This window comes from Bradyrhizobium sp. AS23.2 (assembly GCF_001908185.1).
Lineage (GTDB): Bacteria > Pseudomonadota > Alphaproteobacteria > Rhizobiales > Xanthobacteraceae > Bradyrhizobium.
The window spans coordinates 1-18,800 of record NZ_LGHM01000070.1 but is presented as its reverse complement, the minus strand read 5'-3'; the positions used below and the strand labels follow the sequence as shown (position 1 = coordinate 18,800).

At 56.8% G+C, this 18,800-nt stretch carries 15 protein-coding genes, 3 pseudogenes and 1 riboswitch; of the genes and pseudogenes, 6 read left to right on the top strand and 12 right to left on the bottom strand.

Going from position 1 to position 18,800, the window contains the following annotated elements:
• Both tnpB and tnpA read right to left on the bottom strand, forming a co-directional pair.
• Positions 1-283, bottom strand: a 283-nt coding sequence (gene tnpB, locus AC630_RS42890; RefSeq protein WP_143198075.1) for an IS66 family insertion sequence element accessory protein TnpB, incomplete at its 3' end; no start/stop codon positions are given.
• On the bottom strand, positions 280-675 hold the full coding sequence (tnpA, locus tag AC630_RS48330) for an IS66-like element accessory protein TnpA (RefSeq protein WP_074119485.1): 396 nt from the start codon (positions 673-675) through the stop codon (positions 280-282). The genes tnpA and tnpB, both read right to left, overlap by 4 nt.
• Before the next feature lie 190 nt (positions 676-865).
• Between tnpA and AC630_RS47015 the strand changes: the two genes are divergently transcribed.
• Both AC630_RS47015 and AC630_RS47010 read left to right on the top strand, forming a co-directional pair.
• Positions 866-1,750: an IS4/Tn5 family transposase DNA-binding protein gene (locus AC630_RS47015; protein ID WP_245330418.1), complete on the top strand. Its 885-nt coding sequence runs from the start codon at positions 866-868 to the stop codon at positions 1,748-1,750.
• Between the two features lie 2 nt (positions 1,751-1,752).
• Complete coding sequence (locus AC630_RS47010) at positions 1,753-2,280, top strand: IS4 family transposase (protein WP_245330417.1); 528 nt, start codon at positions 1,753-1,755, stop codon at positions 2,278-2,280.
• A 24-nt stretch (positions 2,281-2,304) separates the two neighbouring features.
• Here the strand turns inward: AC630_RS47010 and AC630_RS16075 are convergent.
• From AC630_RS16075 to AC630_RS16025, 10 genes and pseudogenes are all read right to left on the bottom strand, one after another.
• Positions 2,305-2,983, bottom strand: a pseudogene (locus AC630_RS16075) (5-methyltetrahydropteroyltriglutamate--homocysteine S-methyltransferase); the annotation flags it as partial.
• Between the two features lie 113 nt (positions 2,984-3,096).
• Positions 3,097-3,297: riboswitch (cobalamin riboswitch) on the bottom strand.
• Between the two features lie 141 nt (positions 3,298-3,438).
• Complete coding sequence (locus tag AC630_RS16070; RefSeq protein WP_074119484.1) at positions 3,439-4,443, bottom strand: nodulation protein NodZ; 1,005 nt, start codon at positions 4,441-4,443, stop codon at positions 3,439-3,441.
• A 60-nt stretch (positions 4,444-4,503) separates the two neighbouring features.
• Positions 4,504-6,541: pseudogene (locus AC630_RS16065) on the bottom strand (carbamoyltransferase family protein).
• Positions 6,542-6,812: 271 nt separating this feature from the next.
• A complete protein-coding gene (locus AC630_RS16060) occupies positions 6,813-7,601 on the bottom strand; it encodes an ABC transporter permease (RefSeq protein WP_074119483.1) in 789 nt (262 codons plus the stop codon).
• Positions 7,602-7,604: 3 nt separating this feature from the next.
• Positions 7,605-8,525 carry a nodulation factor ABC transporter ATP-binding protein NodI gene (nodI, locus tag AC630_RS16055; protein WP_208867021.1) on the bottom strand — a complete coding sequence of 307 codons (921 nt, stop codon included), beginning with the start codon at positions 8,523-8,525 and terminating at the stop codon, positions 7,605-7,607.
• A gap of 1 nt (position 8,526) precedes the next feature.
• Positions 8,527-8,934 (bottom strand): annotated as a pseudogene (locus AC630_RS42885) (carbamoyltransferase C-terminal domain-containing protein); the annotation flags it as partial.
• Between the two features lie 104 nt (positions 8,935-9,038).
• Positions 9,039-9,668, bottom strand: a complete 630-nt coding sequence (gene nodS / locus AC630_RS16040) for a nodulation methyltransferase NodS (RefSeq protein ID WP_074119482.1) — start codon at positions 9,666-9,668, stop codon at positions 9,039-9,041.
• Positions 9,669-9,773: 105 nt separating this feature from the next.
• Complete coding sequence (nodC, locus tag AC630_RS16035) at positions 9,774-11,051, bottom strand: chitooligosaccharide synthase NodC (RefSeq protein ID WP_143198074.1); 1,278 nt, start codon at positions 11,049-11,051, stop codon at positions 9,774-9,776.
• A 12-nt stretch (positions 11,052-11,063) separates the two neighbouring features.
• Positions 11,064-11,723 carry a chitooligosaccharide deacetylase NodB gene (gene nodB / locus AC630_RS16030; protein ID WP_074119481.1) on the bottom strand — a complete coding sequence of 220 codons (660 nt, stop codon included), beginning with the start codon at positions 11,721-11,723 and terminating at the stop codon, positions 11,064-11,066.
• Positions 11,720-12,352 carry a NodA family N-acyltransferase gene (locus tag AC630_RS16025; protein WP_074119480.1) on the bottom strand — a complete coding sequence of 211 codons (633 nt, stop codon included), beginning with the start codon at positions 12,350-12,352 and terminating at the stop codon, positions 11,720-11,722. The genes nodB and AC630_RS16025 overlap by 4 nt, the downstream gene beginning before the upstream one ends.
• A 682-nt stretch (positions 12,353-13,034) precedes the next feature.
• Between AC630_RS16025 and AC630_RS16015 the strand changes: the two genes are divergently transcribed.
• The 4 genes from AC630_RS16015 to AC630_RS16000 all read left to right on the top strand — a co-directional run bounded on the left by AC630_RS16015 (position 13,035) and on the right by AC630_RS16000 (position 17,158).
• Positions 13,035-13,979, top strand: coding sequence for a LysR family transcriptional regulator (locus AC630_RS16015; RefSeq protein ID WP_074119478.1), 945 nt, complete (start codon positions 13,035-13,037; stop codon positions 13,977-13,979).
• Positions 13,980-14,596: 617 nt separating this feature from the next.
• Positions 14,597-15,514 carry a LysR substrate-binding domain-containing protein gene (locus tag AC630_RS16010; RefSeq protein ID WP_074119477.1) on the top strand — a complete coding sequence of 306 codons (918 nt, stop codon included), beginning with the start codon at positions 14,597-14,599 and terminating at the stop codon, positions 15,512-15,514.
• Positions 15,515-16,114: 600 nt separating this feature from the next.
• Positions 16,115-16,324 (top strand): hypothetical protein, encoded by a 210-nt coding sequence (locus AC630_RS16005; protein ID WP_074119476.1) that lies wholly within the window; start codon positions 16,115-16,117, stop codon positions 16,322-16,324.
• Positions 16,325-16,444: 120 nt separating this feature from the next.
• A complete protein-coding gene (locus AC630_RS16000; RefSeq protein WP_083636288.1) occupies positions 16,445-17,158 on the top strand; it encodes a MerR family transcriptional regulator in 714 nt (237 codons plus the stop codon).
• Positions 17,159-18,800: the final 1,642 nt, after the last annotated feature.

The window sequence follows — 18,800 nt, the reverse complement described above, 5'->3', positions numbered from 1 at the left end:
TTCTGTGTAGATGCACTTCAAATCCTTGCCGCGTCGGAACGGTGCGACTTGAAGCGTCCGTCCAAAAAGCGGATGCCACGGATATGCAATTGTCGCGCTTCGAAGACTGTATGCAGAATGTCGCGTGTTGGGCGCTGCGGCCCCGGAAGATGTAGAGATCGCCAGCATGAGGATCGCGCTTCAGGCTTTCCTGAACTGTGAGAGCCAAGCTTCGCATGCCGCGACGCATATCGGTGTGGCCAGTGGCAATCCAGACCCTGACGCCGTTCGGAATCGGGATCATCGTCGTCGCAAGAGCTCAAGAACCTGCTGCAGCGCCTCAACATCCACGTCACGGTCAACGCGAACACGACAGCCGCCCCCGAGCTCAATCTCGATGATTCCAGCCCTTGCACGCTGCGCAGGCGGTGAAGACGCCAGTTGTGGTGCGCCGCTCGAGATCGGAACCGCTACAGGTGTGATCTCGACGGGAACAAGAGCAGGCGGAGAATCCCCGCCCAGTCGCCCCTGGCGCGCTTGTCGACGCCAGGTGAACAGCAGGCTATGAGCCACCCCGTGCCGGCGTGCCACGCCGCAGACCGTCTCGCCGGGCTGCAAGGTCTCTTCGACAAGGCGGACCTTCTCGTCGTAACTCCATCGCCGCCGACGCTCGGCGCCCAACACATTGACTTGCATTCCCGACGTGACCTTAAAGCTAGACTTAAGGTCAAATCCTCAGGCCGCTTCGCAAACTACACAAGGCGGCCTTCGCCGACTTTCAATTACCCACATTTAGCCGAGAGGGCTGAGGGAGCGCACCAACTATTGCATCGCAGGAATCGACCGTGATTCCTTGTCTGGCACCGATTCGCAGGGGGCGGTGCCAATGGACGAAGAAGCCGACGCATGGTTTGATCGCGAGCTCGCTGGCTGCAACCTTGCCGACGAGCGCCTGAATAAGCGGCTCCGCAAACTGGTAGCGCAGATCGGGAGCGCCATGGGAGAAAGCATTCCGCTGGTGTGCCAGGACTGGGCTAATACCAAGGCCGCGTATCGTTTTTTCTCCAACGACCGGGTCAGTGAGGCGGACATTCTGGCCGGCCACTTTCAATCGACGCGTGAGCGCACGATTGCCACCGACGGGCCTATTCTAGTGCTCCACGATACGACCGAGTTCAGTTATCAAAGGGAGAACTCAGACGCGATCGGGATCACCAAGAGCATAAACAGCGGGCGCGACAAGGCGGGCCGCCTGAGGTCGCACACGGTTTGCGGCATCCTGATGCACTCGAGCCTGGCGGTGACAACCGAAGGGCTGCCGCTTGGACTGGCGGCGGTCAAACTCTGGACCCGGAAGAAATTCAAGGGGACTGCCGCGCTTAAGAAGAAGATCAATCCGACGCGCGTTCCCATCGAGAAGAAGGAGAGCATTCGGTGGCTGGACAATGTCCGTCAATCCACAGAGCTGCTGGGCGATCCGGGACGATGCATCCATGTCGGTGATCGCGAGAGCGACATCTATGAGCTGTTCTGCGCGGCCCGGGAAGCTGGAACGCATTTCGTGATTAGGACTTGCGTTGACCGTTTGGCCGGGGATGGAAATCACACGATCGCCGACGAAACGGACGAGGTTGCCGTCAAAGGACTGCATCGCATCAACGTCAGAAACAACAACGGCGATCCCGATGAAGCCGTCCTCGAGATCAGATATCGCAAGCTTCGCGTCCTGCCCCCGATCGGAAAGCAGAAGCGCTATCCCGCGCTGACCTGACGGTGATCCATGCCGAAGAACGCATGACGCCGAAGAATAGAAAGAAAATCGAGTGGAAGCTGATCACAAATCTGCCTGTTAGCTCCCGCACCGACGCCATTGAGAAGCTCGAATGGTATGCTTTGAGATGGAAGATCGAGGTGTTCCACAAGATCCTCAAATCAGGCTGCAAAGCTGAGGAGTCCAAGCTCAGGACCGCCCAGCGTCTGACCAATCTGATCTCGCTCTTTTGCATCCTGAGTTGGCGGGTCTTTTGGATGACGATGCTCAACCGTTCGGCTCCAGACGCGCCGCCAACCCTCGCGTTGACCGCGACTGAAATCGGCGTGCTCGATCGCCTCGTGAACGACAGACCAAAAGCAAGACGGAAAACGCTGTCGCACTATTTGATCAAGGTCGCCCGGCTCGGCGGTTATCTCGCCCGCGCCAGCGATCCGCCACCTGGCAATACCGTCATGTGGCGCGGGCTGTCACGTCTCACCGACATAGCGCTAGGTGTCATGGTCGGAGGAGACTTTGTGGGTAATTGAAAGCTTCGCCGAAGAGATGCGCCTCAACGCGCTGCGGGACGCATCGTCGAGGTTTTCGTCGAGCTGAACCCATTCCGCACCGCATCTGGCCAACTCGCGAAGGACGTCGACATAGACCGGCAGAAGCTGATCCAGCAGCAACAACGGACTCAATGCCGGATCTGCGCTCTTGCCCAGCTTCATGAAACTGACTGGGCCAACCAGAACGCAGCGTGTCTGGTAGCCAAGGCTCTTTGCCTCTTCATATTCCTCAATCGGCTTACGAGAGGAAAGAGTGAAGGTTGGTCCTTCCGAAATTCCGGCACCAGTCGAACCACTTCGTCATTTCCTGCGCCGCCGGGCCGTGTCGGTCGGCGTCGCTACTCGCATCTGAACTCTCGCCCTGTGCGCCGCGCGCCATGGCGAAGTAGGTCTTTAGCGACACAGGACCTGCGGTCCAACCGTAAGCGTCTGGAATGGCACCGACCATCACACTGGTATCGAGCACATGGTCATAGAGTGAGAAGTCGTTCGACGGAATGACCGTTGCACCGAACGATTTCTGCCGCGCCCAGCTGGCGATGCAAAGTCCGGCCGCAGCATCGGAGAGCTGGGCTTCACTTGACTTTCCCGTCCAGTAGCTTTCGAGCGCGAATTTGAGCTCGCGGCGCGGGCCAATGCGCGGCATACCCAAGGTGGCAACAGGAAGTGAAATGGTAGACATTGCTTCAACCCATTAGTTGGGGCAAGCCTTCTACAGGCAAGGCAATGGCGGATGCGTGCAGGAAAGCCGCCGTAACGGACTGCTCGACGCACCACCGGGACACCCCGCCCGTGGACGAACATGTTGTCGGGGCAGGTCTCCTGGCTCACGGGTCATCGCTGCTATCCGGTCTTCCCGAAGCCAACCGGCTTCAGTGACAGTATTGGACAGCGGCTCGCCGCTTACAGTTGCGGGGGCAGCGCCAGCATCACACCGGCTTCCCTCTTAGCTCCGGATCAAGCGAGATCCAGAGAACCTCGAACAAACACGCGATTATCCGCAAACAAACATTCCGTTAACTGGTGAATCACCCACCCGGCATACTCGCCGGAGCATTGAGTCATACGCCAATTGCACACGTCACGATCCGAGACTACCCGACGATCTTCAACCGGATGGTACTCTGACAAAGCCGGTCAGTTGCTTATAGGTTCATGAAGCCGCGATCCCTTCGACGATTCTTCAATTAAGATCAACCGCGTCGGGTCCTTCAAATCGAACTCAATAATGCGTGGCGCGAAGAGGCGCGCATAGCGGGTGAAAGCGCTCGTCGGTGGAAACCGAATGACGGTATCGCATCGCCCGAGGAGATACATCTCAATGAGAGCAGAAACGCCGCCTTCGGCGCCCAATGCTGCACTATGTAAAGGTCCAGCCTGAAGAGACTGGAAACGCTTTGGGATCGTGAAGAGATCGGGAAATATTCCAGATAGCCTTTCGACAATCAGCGCGCTGTCCGTGCACAAGAACACCCTCACCGGTCTTGGATGCACTAATGCTTTCGCCTTATAGATGGCAGTACATACCTGCCTGAACGCGAGTTCCGGATCCGCCCAATAGGGCGCATGTCCCATAATATCTTCCCCGTTGCCGTGGCGAACATGAACCCCGATTATACTGTGCCCCTCAAAGCACTCCTGGTAAATGCCATCAATTCGAGCCTGAATTTCAGATTGCGGCTTGATGGTCCGAAATATCTGCCGTTCGGCGTCCTGATCGCAGCGCCACATAAAGCAGGCGTCACACACAACGGTTTTCGCATCGACATCTTCGGCACTTTGGAAAAGTCGACCCAGTTCGTCACGCTCTCGGAAAATCTGTTCATCTGGCCGATAAACGCAGTCTATCGGTGCTTTATTCCACCAGCGCGGGAAGAACGGCCCCGGAAATGACACCTGATTGATCTGGTCATCACAAATGACTCGCACGCCATCGATCGCTTGCACTGGTTCGAAGAACACTTGAAAGGCGTTGGTGAATGGCTGATCGAGATAACACGAGCCACGCCAATCGATGGCTAACGTCCGCTCAGTCCGCTTTGCGTAACGCCAGGCTGACGCCAACGACCACAGGCAATCACCGAACCCAGTCCGTCGTCGAGAAATCACGAACCGATCATTCATCGGGTCACTGACGAGCATTCGCGTTGCCTCGTTTCAGCTGCAGGTACGAGTCGTTATTACCGAAGACCGATGTATGGATCACCCGACGCAAACGCCGCGTTGTCTGATGCGAGCAGCGCCAGGCGGATAAAGGCGAACGCAACGCTGTTCCCACAATCCCCGCAGTTCCTTCACGAGAGCTTCGCGTTTGGCAGGGTCGAGGGTAGGTCTATCGACAAGGGATCCGAGGACCGTTTCCCCCTCGATCTGCATCAGGAGATCGAACAAATCATGTGAGATTCCCACACTGTCACCGCGCGAGTGTCCTCTGCGGATCTCGCACACAGTCTCCTGGTGATCCTCCGAAGCGAAAGCACGAACTCGATGAAGGGACACATACGGCGGCAATGAAACCGCCAGCACGGTCCAGTCCTCGAGCGCTGTAGTACGCTTTTTGACAAGGAACGGCCCAACCACAAGTCCATCCAGGTCGGTCGTCAAAAATGTGGTGATCGCGTCAGGTACGGAATCCACAATCGGCTCGGCATTGTTGTTAAACGACGTATTGAGCAGCACCGGCACTCCCGTTCGTTCTTTGAACGCGTTGATAACCTCCCAGTAGAGTGGGTTTGCCTTGCGCGATACCGTCTGCAGCCGAGCAGTACCATCGACATGCGTGATGGCGCCGAGCACAGTACGTTTTGGCTCGCGCACGCGGACCACGAAGTTCATGAAAGGAAATTCGCGCTTGCCCTCCGGGAGCTCGAAAAACTCGTTCGCATCCTCCTCCAGCACAGATGGCGCGAACGGGCGATAGCCTTCGCGCTTTTTGACCATCGCGTTAATTCGGTTCTTGTTTGAAGCCGGACGAGGGTCAGCAAGAATGCTGCGATTGCCTAGCGCCCGTGGTCCGAACTCAGAACGACCCTGAACCCAGCCGATTACGGCACCATCGGCCATCCAACCCGCTGCACTTGCAGCTATGTCATCCGGACGTTCAACGTCCACGAGCCCCGCCCATGCACTCAGTTCGTGTTCTACGGCAAGCTCGGTTCCGATGTCGGGGCCCCAATAGACATCCTGAAGTCGCTCACGGGGGGGCGGGCGTGCCTAAATCGCTCGACATCATTAGTGCCGCACCTAATGCGCAACCAGCGTCATGCGCCGCGGGTTGGACGAATATGTCTTCGAAAAGGTCGGAGTAAAGCAGCTTACCATTCACGGTGCAATTGTGAGCTACACCTCCAGCCAGGCACAGACGCTTCATGCCGGTCGCCTCGCGATAGTGCAGAAGGATGTGAAACACGATCCGCTCTAGCGCCTCCTGCAACGAAGCACTCACATCTCGATGCTGTTGCGTGAATGGCATTTCCTTTCGTCGGACCTGAATGTTGCGGAGCAGTGTCGGTCCGATTCGGTCTAGGTGAACACGATAGCCACCATCGTCCAAGAGTTCATAGAACTGTTCAAACAGCCTACGATAAGGCGCCGGATCCCCGTAGGGGGCAAGTCCCATAACCTTGTATTCGTCGAACAGGCCGTACCCGAGGTATCGGATGGCCTCGAGGTAAAACAGCCCTAGCGAATTATTCTCCGGAAAACTCGCGAGTTCGGTGATTTTGGCTCCCGACCCTACCGCCAAAAGCCCCGAGAGAAAATCGCCACCGCCGTCGACTGCAAAAATGAGGCTTTGCTCAAATCCTGACATCGCAAAGGCGCTTGCGGCGTGCGCGTGATGGTGGTGCACGAAAGAGAGCCGCGTTTCATCGATCTCGGCATCGAACTCCTGCGCCAGCAAATTCCTCAGCAACAGTTTGGCATTCAACGGAATAAAGGCATCCGGCTGAGCCACAAGAAGCCGCTCGAGCATGCTGTTGGAATAGGCTTCACTCGCGTAGAAGGCGATACGGTCGATGTCGCGGATATGCACTCCTGCCGTTGCAAGGCAGTATCGGATCGCACTGCTTGGGAACTTGTTCGAGTGCTTGATTCGATTGAGGCGTTCCTCTTCGACGGCTGCTATGACCCGACCGTCACGGACGAGCACGGCTGCGCCATCGTGCAAAAACGTGTTCGACAGCGCGAGTGGATTTTCATAAATCTTGTCCAGCCCGCCGCTCAATCCTAGACACAGCATCTCGTTCTCCATTTAATCGTAACAGGACGGCCCAACAGCCATTCCAAAGTTGTACTTTCGCCTCTCCCCGAGAGCGCGGGTTTACGCTTCAGCCAACAGTCGCGCTGGCATTGGAACCGCCATTAGATCGCCTCTGGGCGCGGTATTCTTAACTGATGTCTTTTTTTCCGGAAGGCTTGTCGAGGTGATTGTCGCATGCTCCATCGTCTCTACACGCCGTCATCTCGCAAGATTGCATCATTCGCATCGCCGTTTTCTGTGGCATGCTGTCTCACCGCATCAGACGTCGACGAAACAGTGCCGCGGACAGAAAGAACGGCAACACCGCGTAGATGCAAAGCGCACCGATATGTATGCCGACATCGAGCATCGGGCGGCCCAGCATTGTTGGACGAAGGAGCTCGACCGAATGAGCCAACGGCAACACCCCCGCCAAATGCTGAAATGAGCTGGGCATTTGGCTCAGCGGAAAGACTACGCCGCATAGAAACACCATAGGCGTTACGACAAGCGTCTGATAAAACACGAAATAATCGTAGCTGGGTGCAAGGGATATGACGACCATCGCCAGGCTCGCGAAAGCGAGGCCAGTCAGCGCAATTGTTGGGATCGCATAGAGAATGGATGGCCACGGCGCATAGCCCAATATGGCGGCGACGACTCCAATCGCTACCCCGGCCAGAACGGCCTTACTGGCTGCCCACGCCAATTCACCTAGAATGATATCCCCGAGTGTCAGCTGTGTGGATAGGATTGCTTCCCAAGTGCGCATTGTAGCCATGCGGGCAAAAGCCGCGTACATTGTTTCAAAGGTCGCAGCGGTCATGGCGCTCGTCGCAACCATGCCGGCCGCCAGAAACGAGATGTATGAAGTACCATCAACGCTCCCGACGATTATCCCGAGCCCAAACCCGAGGCCAAACAAGTTGGTCATGGGATCGGCGAGATTGCCGAGAATCGATGCAAGCGCGACTTTCTTCCATGCTAAGAAATTGCGAAGCCACACAGCGACCCAATTGTGCGCGTTGGCGGGCATGGCCGCCGCATAACCCTCACCCATCGCTTATTTCTCCATCTCGCGTCCGGTCAATCGCAAAAAGACGTCCTCGAGATTTGGAGGACGCTGCATAAGACGAAGGCCGGCACGCCCGCGCAATCGCACGAGAACCTGCTCCGGATCAGGAGCATAACAAAATAGCGTCTCGCCGCTTACTTCCAGGTGCCGCGCATACGGCCTGATCAATGCATACAGCTCTTGTGGATTGCCCCCATAGATCTCGATCACGTGGCAGCCGATGTGCTCTTCGATCAGCGCGTGAGGCTTACCTTCAGCGATCTTGATTCCATCCTCAAGCACGCACAGCCGATCGCATAACCGCTCCGCTTCTTCCATGAAGTGTGTAGTCAAAAGAATCGTCTTGCCGCGCGCCAGCAACAATCGCAGGCGTTCCCAAATGAGGTGGCGCGCGTGCGGGTCGAGACCGGTGGTCGGCTCGTCCATGACCAACAGATGCGGGTCGTTGATCAGCGCGCGCGCCAACGTCAGCCTCCGTTTCATGCCACCGGACAGTTCGGAGACGCGGGTGCCCGCCTTGCTCTCCAGGCGAGCGAACTCAAGCAGCGACGGCACGATGCTCTCGATCTTGCGCGCACCCATCCCGAAATAGCGACCGAATACCAAGAGGTTTTCACGCACGGTAAACTCGACTTCGAGATTATCGAACTGCGGGACCACACCGATGCGCATGCGTGCCAAGCGAGCTCGAGCCGGTACGGGCTCGTCCAGCACCTTTATCTCTCCTGCGTCAGGCGACATCATGCCAAGGACCATACGCGCAATTGTGCTCTTGCCGGCGCCGTTCGGCCCGAGAAGCCCGAAGCACTCTCCACGGCCGACCGTAAACGACAGCTCGTTGACCACGAGCTTGTCACCAAATGACTTCTTTACGCCGGCAAGATCGATTGCTGCGGTGGACATGTTCATACTAGGCTGGAAGAAGTTGTTCACGCGCCGACGGCTCCCTTATGACCGCCTTGATCGAGAGCAAGCCGTCGCACCACCATACATGCTCCACGCGCCCAGAATGGCACGCTGCTGTGCATCCGGAAAGAACCCGCGTGCGTGGTGGTTGGCACGTCCAATGCGAAGCAGCGGAATCCCTGTGAGTCGCTCATACTCAAGAAGGAGCTCGGCGACCTTATGTCGAGACGTTCTAGGAATTGTCTGCAATCGCGCAGATCCGTCCAGATGTACAACTGCTGGAACGTTGTCCTGCCACTCCTGCCGTCTCTGTTGATCGAAACGCTTGTAGGGATCTGGCCGTTCCAGGGGCTGCAAATGGACGGCGCCTGATCCTCCAGGCAAACCGGGCAACAGGCCGAAAGTGTTTGCGCCTTCTCTTGCTCGGTGCAGAAGACAGGCCGTCCGTCATCGACAACAGCGATTGATCCAACATGGGTCAGCTTGATACCGCAGATGCGCATACTTCCTTCTTGCCTAATCACCGCAGTTCGATAGCTCTGACGATCGAACCGGATTATGAAACAGGACGAGGAGGCACTCTTCTTCACCGGACTCCGCTAGACATTGCAGGCGCTCGACCTCAATCAACGTTTCATTGAAGATCTCGATTGCGGTCTCAGCACCAGCAGGGTGTCCCCAGCGCCTGCATTTATCATCACGCGCCGATCCGAAAACAAGTCGCCCGTTTGTCGCTAGCATACTCGTTAGGTTCTGGATCGCTGCGCGCATTTCGGTTATGTCGTCTAGGTAGTAAAGAACCTCCGCCACCACGATTAGATCGAACAGTTCCGAGCTCCAAAACCGTTCGATGTCCGCGACTATCCACGTGATGTGCGACCACCTCTTCGTTCGTTGGCGCGCCCGAGCAATCGCCGGCGGCATCACATCGACCACCATGAGACGCTGGCAGTGGGGAGCCAGCCTCTCCGTGAACGAACCGGCCGCGCATCCGACTTCAAGGGCGTTGCTAATGACCTCTTTGGATTGCGACATCCGGAGCATCTGTGCGTAACGCTTCTCTTCAAACGGATTACTGTTGAGGCGCCACGGATCATCGGCAGCCAATTCACGCTCTAATAGCTGGTACCTCTTGTCCCGCGTCATTGGGCATTCTCCTGCATCGTAGTCGATCACGGACCGCCGCAAAGGTTGTAGGTCACAGGCGGCCGCCTGGCACTGCACGAAAGTTCCGTCCGCGAATTGCCGCAGCTAACTGCTAACCTCCTGCAGCTCTTTGTCGGACGCTCGGCTCTGGATGACAGCCTGCTTCTCATCACCACTCGGCACGCTGGTCACCTTGCGCGACAACCAGTCGCTATTGCTCAACGTACACAGCGCATAGGCTTTCACGGGAAGTAAAAGAACGATGTTGATCGGTGTGTGCAGAGAAAAGCCGATGAATCGCAATTGGCGAGCACGAAACGCCGCTACGCCGCAGCGAACCATGGTCATTGACGCGATCGTCACGACTGTCCACCACGGCATTGTGGCCGTGACGGCGAACTGCGCGAGAGCTGTTAAGGACGACAGCGCGAGAAGCAATGGACCGATATTCTGTCCGATCACGTCGAGCGTAAGATAGCCATCAAGCTCTCGCAGCAGGCGCAGTCCAAGGAACGTGTCGCGGAAGGTGCTGCGGGCCCAGCGCAGTTGTTGACGCAGGTAAGGCCCCAGGCGGTCCGGGACCACCGTTGCCGCGATGGCATCCGGGACGTACTCGGTTCGAAAACCTGCCTTCAGCATGAGGATTGTAAGATGACGATCCTCACCGAAGTCACTGAGCTTCCCGCGAAAGAACTGCGATTCGTACTGATTTAGCAGCAACAGCAGCGCGGATCGACGATACATAGCACACGGGCCGCAGCAACACATGACGGCGCCGAATCGAGCCTGCGCCGCGCGCTCTTCGTTGCAAGCCAACCAGTATTCCATATCGATCAATCTTGTCAGCCAGGTGTCGCTGCGATTGCTAGCGATCAACTGACCCATGGCCGCACCGATTTTCGGAAACTTCATCTTCAGCGAAAGTTTTGTGACTACGTCGGCCGCTATCATCGTGTCGGAATCGACGTTGAGCACCAACTCTCCAGACGAACGTCGTATTGCGGTTATCTGCGCCTTGCGTTTACCGACGTTTTTGTCGAGCAGAATGAAGCTGAATCTGGGGTCACTTGCGAAGATCCTGTGAACGGGTTCTAGAAGGGCGCGATTGGCCGAACCGTCATCGATCACATAGACCCGCAATTTCCCGGCGTAGTCCTGAGCAGCAATGGATGATAGACAGGCTGCGAGCGTGTGCGGCTCCTCGTTGAAACAGGGCACGATGACATCGACGCTTGGCAGAGCGGGCGCAGGATGAGTGAGGTTACGTGATAGCGAGGGTGCATTTTCTCGCGTAGCATAGAACGCCTGCAAGCTCTTGTAGACAGTCGAGAGCAGCGCGTAACATGAGACAGCAACAGTGCTGGTTGTGCCGAGCAAATCCATAGGGTTCCAGTTTCACTGAAGTTGAGGAAGTGGGGAGAGGGCAAAGTCACGCTCTTGGAGCGCAGGAATGAGCTGCGAAAGCGCCGCGAGGGTCTGTTCGCGCAGCCCAGCACGAGTTTGCTGTGCCAGCTCGCTTGGAGGACATCCGTCGTGCAAAAGCACGATTGCACCCGGTCGGACAGAGGCCATCACTGCGTTCACAATCGCATCAGCCCCAGGGCGAGACCAATCTCTTGGATCCACCGACCAGTGTACCGCGCTCAGCCCGGCCTTCGCTGCCGTCGCGAGCACCTCTGCAGTCCATCTGCCGTAGGGTGCGCGTACGTGCCGTACCAGGGCGTGCGGGCAAGCCGCACGAATGACCTCGCTGGCTCCTTGTATTTCACTCTGCACCTCGGCTGGTTCGCATCTGGACAGGTCGGGATGAGTCATCGTGTGATTTGCGACCTCATGCCCATCAGCGATCATGCGTTCGATTAGATCCGGCTGTTCCGCTGCGTATGCGCCGATGACGAAGAACGTCGCCGAGATCTTGCGTTCTGCCAGAACATCAAGCACGTCTGGTGTGCAATATGGATTTGGACCGTCGTCGAACGTCAAATAGACACAGCGATTTCCGTTGGCGTCAGCGTACTCGCTACGCACGACGGGCAGGCGATCGGGATGATTCACAGCTCTGGCCCGTTCCGATCGATAATCGTACCAGTCGGCCACTCGCTTATTGATCGCCTAATCGGCAACACCAGAACGAGAGCCTCGTCGAGGCGGCTAGTCGACAAATCCAGATACACCTCCGGATGGGTCGAACGCACGCGAATGCCGGGAATGATTGTCGCGAGCCCCTGCCGGCCAAGCAATCTCGCGATATGATTCTCCAGTGCGGGTCGCACTGTACCGAAGCCAAACGCAACACCAAGCCCATGCAGAACGGGATACATAACGCGCATCGAATGGCTTATTCCAAGCCCCTCAAGATCGGGGCGCACAGCGTATAATCCCAGTTCGCCCACTAGTAGATCGACTTCACCGACCTTGATGAATCGGCGCAGTAAACCAATATGAGCGGCTACACCGCGAGCGTCGTAGCCGATTGCGCGGACCTCGGGCCTCGCACCAGCCCAACTACGATTGTCCTGGAATCGCTGCGCATTGAAGGCACCGGTCGGCCCGTAGCTCTTCCGAAAGAACTCGGAAAGTTCGACATGGTCGGCGACGCACAGTTCACTTTCCCAGCGCACTCTCCACTGAACTTTCGGACGCATTGAGACACCTTCCCTATTTGTAGATACGGCAACGTTCATGGCAAGCCACCGAGAGCTAGCTGGGAGCGGACCTGGTCCGTTAGCGACTCCCTCGCTCAATGACTGGTCACAGAAACAAGGTGCGCCGGTGCGTAGAGCCTGGCTTCAATACTCGTGCCACCACACCCCCCCCCAAGAGCCGAGTGGTTGGAATGCGGATCCCGGTACGACCAGACGCGTACAGCGCGGCTCGATCACTCTCGCCCGACGCGTAGCGATTGATGGCGGCGCACGCAATAAACGCGCGAAACACTTGCACTAGGTCTAGTGGGGTCTTCATTTTCAACATGCCTTTAACGCGATGGGCCAAGCGACGCCTGTGGCAAGTCGCGGCACGATTTGGCGCCCGCAACCGCGCGTGCCGTTCGTCGTGCAACAAAGGCGAAACCGCGCAATGACTCAATTGTACGAACGTAAACCGGCAATATTGAAATGAAGGGAGAACCCATACAAGTGTTTAGCAAGTCCCAACGCCTCCTATCGAGCCATCGCTGCGCCAATCCGACGCGGTGCAGCTCGCATACGAACCTCAACTTCTTTTCGGAGCTCACGCAAAGTGCGATGGCCATGATGTTATGCCTGTTTCACCTTTTTAGATTGAAGTTTGCTATCCAATAATCCACGCTGTGGTAAAATCGATTGTTTCGATAGAACACATCCACATGACGGATAGATCCCTAGTATGCGGTTCAAGGGCCTTGATCTAAATCTTCTTGTTGCGCTCGATGCTCTAATGACCGAGCGCAATCTCACCGCGGCGGCACGCAAGATTCACTTAAGCCAGCCGGCTATGAGCGCCGCCGTCGCCCGGCTACGCACCTATTTCGGCGATGAACTATTTACGATGAAAGGCCGCGAACTTGTCCCAACACCTCGGGCCGAAGGGCTGGCGGTCCCGACTGGCGAGGTTCTGCTGCACATTCGACTCTCTATTATGTCGCAGGACGCTTTCGACCCGGCTCAATCGAGCCGCCGCTTCAGGATCATTCTCTCCGACTTCATGACAATCATCTTCTTTCGAAGAATCATTGACCGTGTCGCGCGAGAGGCTCCTGCGGTGGGCTTCGAGTTGCTGCCGATTTCCGATGAGCACGATGAGCTTCTCAGGCGCGGTGAAGTCGACTTTCTTGTCTTTCCGGAGCTGTTCATGTCGAGCGCGCACCCCAAGGCAACACTGTTCGAGGAGACGCTTGCGTGCGTAGGCTGCCGCACAAACGAGCAGTTATCCCGCCAGCTAACAGCCGAGAGATACATGTCGATGGGACACGTCGCAACCAAGTTTGGACGAGCATTAAGGCCTAACATTGAAGACTGGTTTTTGCTTGAACATGGGCTCAAGAGGCGCATCGAGGTCTTTGTGCAGGGCTTTAGCTTGATCCCGTCCGTCATATCGGGCACTGTTCGCATCGGGACTATGCCGTTACGATTAGCTCAGCATTTCGAGAAGCAAATGCTCCTGAAGATCGTCGAACCACCGCTCCCGCTTCCTGCGTTCACTGAAGCCGTCCAATGGCCTGCCGTTCATAATACCGATCCGGCAAGTATTTGGATGCGGCGCATATTGTTGCAGGAGGCCGCCAACATGGCTTCTGGGCATGAGACGCCCCGACGTCACAGGCATTGCTAGATACGTCACTAACACGACGGGACGTTCATGAGCGCCTTATAGTGACCGGTTCTTCTAACGCACAGGTGCATTACGGGCTGCTTGGCAAGGCGCCTTAAACTTCGATGTATCTTCATTGCGGATGGTGGCACGGCTCAGCCGCCAAGAGCTGTCGGCTGCAACGATTTGGCTTAGCGATCGTCACGTCGCAATGATCTTCCGAAGACTGTGGCGCTAAGGAGGACAAAACCCTCGCGAAGAGACGCCCCGCCGAATACAACTACCTTGAATCTCACGCTGCGTCAGGTTGTAGGCCTGCATTCGGCGGCCAAGGACAAAGCACGCGGTCATCAGTGACGGACGGCAGATTTGCGCCCCAATGGCGCAACTCAGGGCTACACTGCTGTGGTCGCTATAAGATCGATCTGGCGCTACAAGCGGTTGCTGGAGCGCCATAATGGTCCATTCCGCCCCGCCGGCGAGTTCAACGCTGAAGTCGTCTACTCGCAGCGATCAAGCACGCAGGCGGTTTCATAGCACTCGCGCTGTAACTCGGATGGACCAGTTCAGGTGGAAGATGGATACCATCATAGACGCCGCGACTGTCGCCCAATCCAAGCGCCTTCAGTTGGACGAGCATGCGCTTCAACGGCCTTGATTTGAATCTTCTGGTGGCGCTCGATTCACTGATGACCGACCGCAAACTCATCGCCGCAGCTCGCAACATCAACCTCAGTCAGCCGGCCATGAGCGCCGCCATCGCCCGGCTGCGCGCCTATTTCGACGATGAGCTGTTTACGATGACAGGTCGAACACTTGTCCCGACACCGCGTGCAGAAAGCCTTGCCACCCCTGTTCGCAACGCGTTGCTCGACATCCGACTCTCCATTATTGCGCGCGAAGTGTTCAATCCAGCCGAATCGACTCGTCGGTTCAGAATCAGTCTTTCCGATTGCGCCACCTCGCTCTTTTTCCGGCAGATCGTAGAGCGTGCAGCGCGAGACGCTCCCACAGTAAGCTTCGAATTGCTGCCGCTCAGCGAAGACCACGATGAGCTTCTCCGGCGAGGTGACATCGATTTTCTGATCATGCCCGAGCCATTCATGTCGAGCGCGCATCCGAAGGCGCCACTATTCTGTGAACGGCTCGTGTGTGCAGGTTGCCGCACGAACAACCGCCTACCGCGCCGGCTATCATTCGAGAAATATATGCAGCTACGACAGGTTGCGGTCAGGTGGGCTCTTGCACACACCTCCTCGATCGAGGAACAGTTCTTCCTTCAGCACGGGATTAAGCAACGCATCGATATTGCCGTGCAGAGCTTTTGCATGATCCCACCCATGCTGTCAGGCACTGACCGAATAGGAGTAATGCCGCTAAGGCTGGTTAAACATTTCGAGAAAACCACCCCGCTGCGGATTGTTGACCTGCCGTCGTCACTTCCCGTCTTCACCGAAGCCGTCCAATGGCCCGCCTTTCACAACACCGATCCGGCAAGCATATGGATGCGAGAGATACTTTTGCAGGAGTCCTCCCGCATGGGGTTCTCGGCGTGACGTAAGGCAGCCATCCAGGCGCTCTAACTTCAATCAACGCCTATCGTCATCCAATCCACGAACCAATCCGCCCCCACCAAAGCATCGCAAGTAATCGAGCCTCGTTCGCGGTAACGGAACAGTTGCCATGCCCTCATCAGTGGCACAAATTCAGCAGCTCAACTGCGTCCCAGCTTAGATTCACTGCCTCCACCAATCCTGTACTCCGGATTCGCGACGGTTTGCAGTCTTTTCGATCGCTCCTGACCTTGTGCAGGCGATTGCAAATTGCTATCGAGCCCGCCCCGTTGGCAACGGCCTCAAGTCGCGATTGGAGCTGCGGGAGGTAAGCCTCGCAATCCACGGCCAAGAACAACCGCGATTTTTAGGTGCGCTCGAAATCTGCAGTGCGCGAGCATTCCGCTGACCAAACGTGGGGACAACAGTTACGCGCGGCTTCGAGTCAGGCTCGATGGCGATGGTGTTGCACAACGGCATCACTTGATGTGCATACTCGTCATCGTCCTGTGCGTCGCCGGTCGGTCTCCTTTTGGCCTCACCACAGCCAAACACCTTGGCCACGTGCGCCCGCTAGCGCAATGAGAATCAAGGAGCTGAACGTTGCAACAAGAGCATCGCATCTTCGATTCAGAGGAGCTTTCAACTTTGGGAGAGATTTTCGACCGAGCAATTACCGCCTTGCCCGCAGCGATGCGCACTCCGGAAAATCGAACAGCGATCGCCCACATCGTCCTGCAGCGCGGAGCTGCACGCGGTGCCGAGTTGGCATCTCTGATTATTTTGATGGACGCCTTCACCTCCGCCGTTTGATCGAGCGACACTCGCGATAGGGCTCTTTGCTTGTGTCGAAGTGTAAGAAGGTTCAGTTAGACCATTGAAATAGCTTGAATCTCACGTGGCGTCAGGTTGTAGGCTTTAAAATAGAAAATCATGACAAAAGCTACACCACGAAGGCGTCGATGGCGCATTGGCGAACTTGCAGGTGCGACTGGAGTAACGGTACGCACTCTGCATCACTATGAGCACATGGGGCTACTTGCTGCGTCGGAGCGCACGGACGGCGGTCACCGGATGTACGACCGCGAAAGCATTCAACGAGTACATCAAATTCGGGCTCTCCGTGATCTCGACTTCTCACTTGAGGAGATCCGGAAGGCGATGAACGGCCGCACCTCCCTCACGGACCTATTACGCAAGCACCTGGAGCGTATTGAAGTTAAAGTTGCTCGTACAACTCAGTTACGAGATCGTTTGCGCAACATGACGACGGACGGCGATGCACAGGTGAGTGTAGACGAGCTACCTGCCACGCTGAATGCGATGTCGATGGTTGAAAAACCCCCTCCGCCTCGTCCATGCACATGCGCCTTAGCTGCTGACGGCGAGGAGCGGTGGCGGAGTATCCGCGATGAGCTGCGCGATTGTATGGATCGAGAGGAGCATCCGTGCAGCGACCGCACAAAGGCCGTGGCGCTTAAGGCGCGCGTGCTGATCAAAGAATTCGCCGGAATTGATTCGACCGTTTCAACCGTCCTGAACGTTCTCGCGCGATTGTGCAACTCTCGGATCCTGGCTGGGTGGGATCCGCACCTCATGCTGTATCTCGACCGCGCCCTCGTTGCCCTGGAGGATCAGCCGCACTGACCCCGCAGGGATGCTCCGCACCACTGCGGCTCTGCTTGCGAATGCACTTCTTGACGTCACTGGCGCTCGGCGGTTTTGATTCCCGCTTGATGGCTTGATCACTCATCGCGCTGCGACCCGCAGTGGCTATCTCGATCTGCTGATCGACGAATGATCGAGAGCACCCGTCAAAGGGCTTGAACCGCACGTAGCGTCAAATTGTAAACGTAGTCGCCACGGCTGCTGGTCCAGCTTGGAGGAACAACCTCGACTACCCGAACATCGCTTTGGGCCCGCGGCACGTTCAGAGCCACAAATTGACTGCATACTCGGATAAACATCGGGAGCTCTACAATGTTGAGTTGGCCTACAAGGTCCGGTGCAGCCGTTGCACTCTTATCCTGCGCTTTGGCTTTCACCGCGTCCGCGACCGACGTCATCGTCGCGGTAGCTGGTCCGATCATTAGAAGCAGCGCCGCATTCGGCGCGCAAATGCACAATGGTGCGGCTGAAGTCGTCGAGGCGCTGAATGCTTCGTGTTTACTTCTCCATACCAGGATCATACTGCAGGTCGCGGACGGCGCTTGTGATCCCAAGCAGGTCATTACCGTTGCAAATAGGCTGACTGGATATCGAGTCAGGCTCGTCGTTGGCCCTTATGGTTCTGCTTCATGAGTTCCAGTTTCTGACGTTTACGCCGAGGGGAGTTATCCAAATCTCACCTGGGTCAACCAACGCTCAGCTGACGGAACGTGGACTTACGACTGTCTTCCGGATCTACGGCGGCGACGATTATCGGGGCATTGTGGCAGCCGAGTACATCTTGCGACGCTATTCAAACCGAGGAACGCGGCCTTGAGGATAGGGTTATCGCCGGCAACGGCATCGGCGATCTTGTTGAGGCCCGTCGTCATTACTCCGACGCAAGCGCCATCCGGATTACATGGTGCCGGTCTAGAGAATGACGAAAAACAGATTACAGCTCGCCTATATTGGCGACTACCAAACCGAAATGGGATTGACTGTTTGGCGTGCTGCAGATGCTGCTTCCGACCTTACGCTCGTGGGAGCGATCCTTTGATGACTGCTGACTTCTGGGCCATCACCCGCGGAGCCCGAGATGGATCCGATCAGGAACGCCAACGCAGGCGGTGGCGTGGCCACACTCAAAGCTTCCAAGCTCTCGGTCGAGCATTACACGCTTTAAGCCTATGCCGCCGTCCAGGCCTCGGCGCAGGCGGTAAAGCACGCCGGCTCATTCAACGCTGTGCGGGCGGCCGCCGCACTCCGTTCGCAGGCGATCGATACGGTGAGCGGTCCGGTCTGCTTCGATGCCAATGGCGACAACGCGGCTTGCCCTTCGTCTATCGCTGGCACGGCGGTATCGTCGAGGCCGCCGAATAGAGCCGCTGTCGTTAACAAACAGCCTCATGTCAATTTAGCAAAGCATTCTAAATGAAGCGGTGTCTTAGCGAGATAGGCTTCGCCATCCTTGCGTCCGCACTTGCGCTCGCAATTATCGCGGCTGTCCTGATCCTCGCGGTTATGTTGGCGGATGCAGACGTTCACTTTGGCCCTTTGAACGAGTTTTTACCCTCAGGGTAAGTGACCGGCTCAACTTGATCTTCCCCCGAAAAAATGGACAGGGTTAAGCTGCTTTTAG

Bases quoted from the DNA above. Each gene is read 5' to 3' on its own strand.
- tnpA (WP_074119485.1), bottom strand. From the start codon at position 675: ATGCAAGTCAATGTGTTGGGCGCCGAGCGTCGGCGGCGATGGAGTTAC.
- AC630_RS47015 (WP_245330418.1), top strand. From the start codon at position 866: ATGGACGAAGAAGCCGACGCATGGTTTGATCGCGAGCTCGCTGGCTGC.
- AC630_RS16070 (WP_074119484.1), bottom strand. From the start codon at position 4,443: ATGCTCGTCAGTGACCCGATGAATGATCGGTTCGTGATTTCTCGACGA.
- AC630_RS16060 (WP_074119483.1), bottom strand. From the start codon at position 7,601: ATGGGTGAGGGTTATGCGGCGGCCATGCCCGCCAACGCGCACAATTGG.
- nodI (WP_208867021.1), bottom strand. From the start codon at position 8,525: ATGAACATGTCCACCGCAGCAATCGATCTTGCCGGCGTAAAGAAGTCA.
- nodS (WP_074119482.1), bottom strand. From the start codon at position 9,668: ATGACGCGGGACAAGAGGTACCAGCTATTAGAGCGTGAATTGGCTGCC.
- nodC (WP_143198074.1), bottom strand. From the start codon at position 11,051: ATGGATTTGCTCGGCACAACCAGCACTGTTGCTGTCTCATGTTACGCG.
- AC630_RS16025 (WP_074119480.1), bottom strand. From the start codon at position 12,352: ATGAACGTTGCCGTATCTACAAATAGGGAAGGTGTCTCAATGCGTCCG.
- AC630_RS16015 (WP_074119478.1), top strand. From the start codon at position 13,035: ATGCGGTTCAAGGGCCTTGATCTAAATCTTCTTGTTGCGCTCGATGCT.
- AC630_RS16010 (WP_074119477.1), top strand. From the start codon at position 14,597: ATGCGCTTCAACGGCCTTGATTTGAATCTTCTGGTGGCGCTCGATTCA.
- AC630_RS16000 (WP_083636288.1), top strand. From the start codon at position 16,445: ATGACAAAAGCTACACCACGAAGGCGTCGATGGCGCATTGGCGAACTT.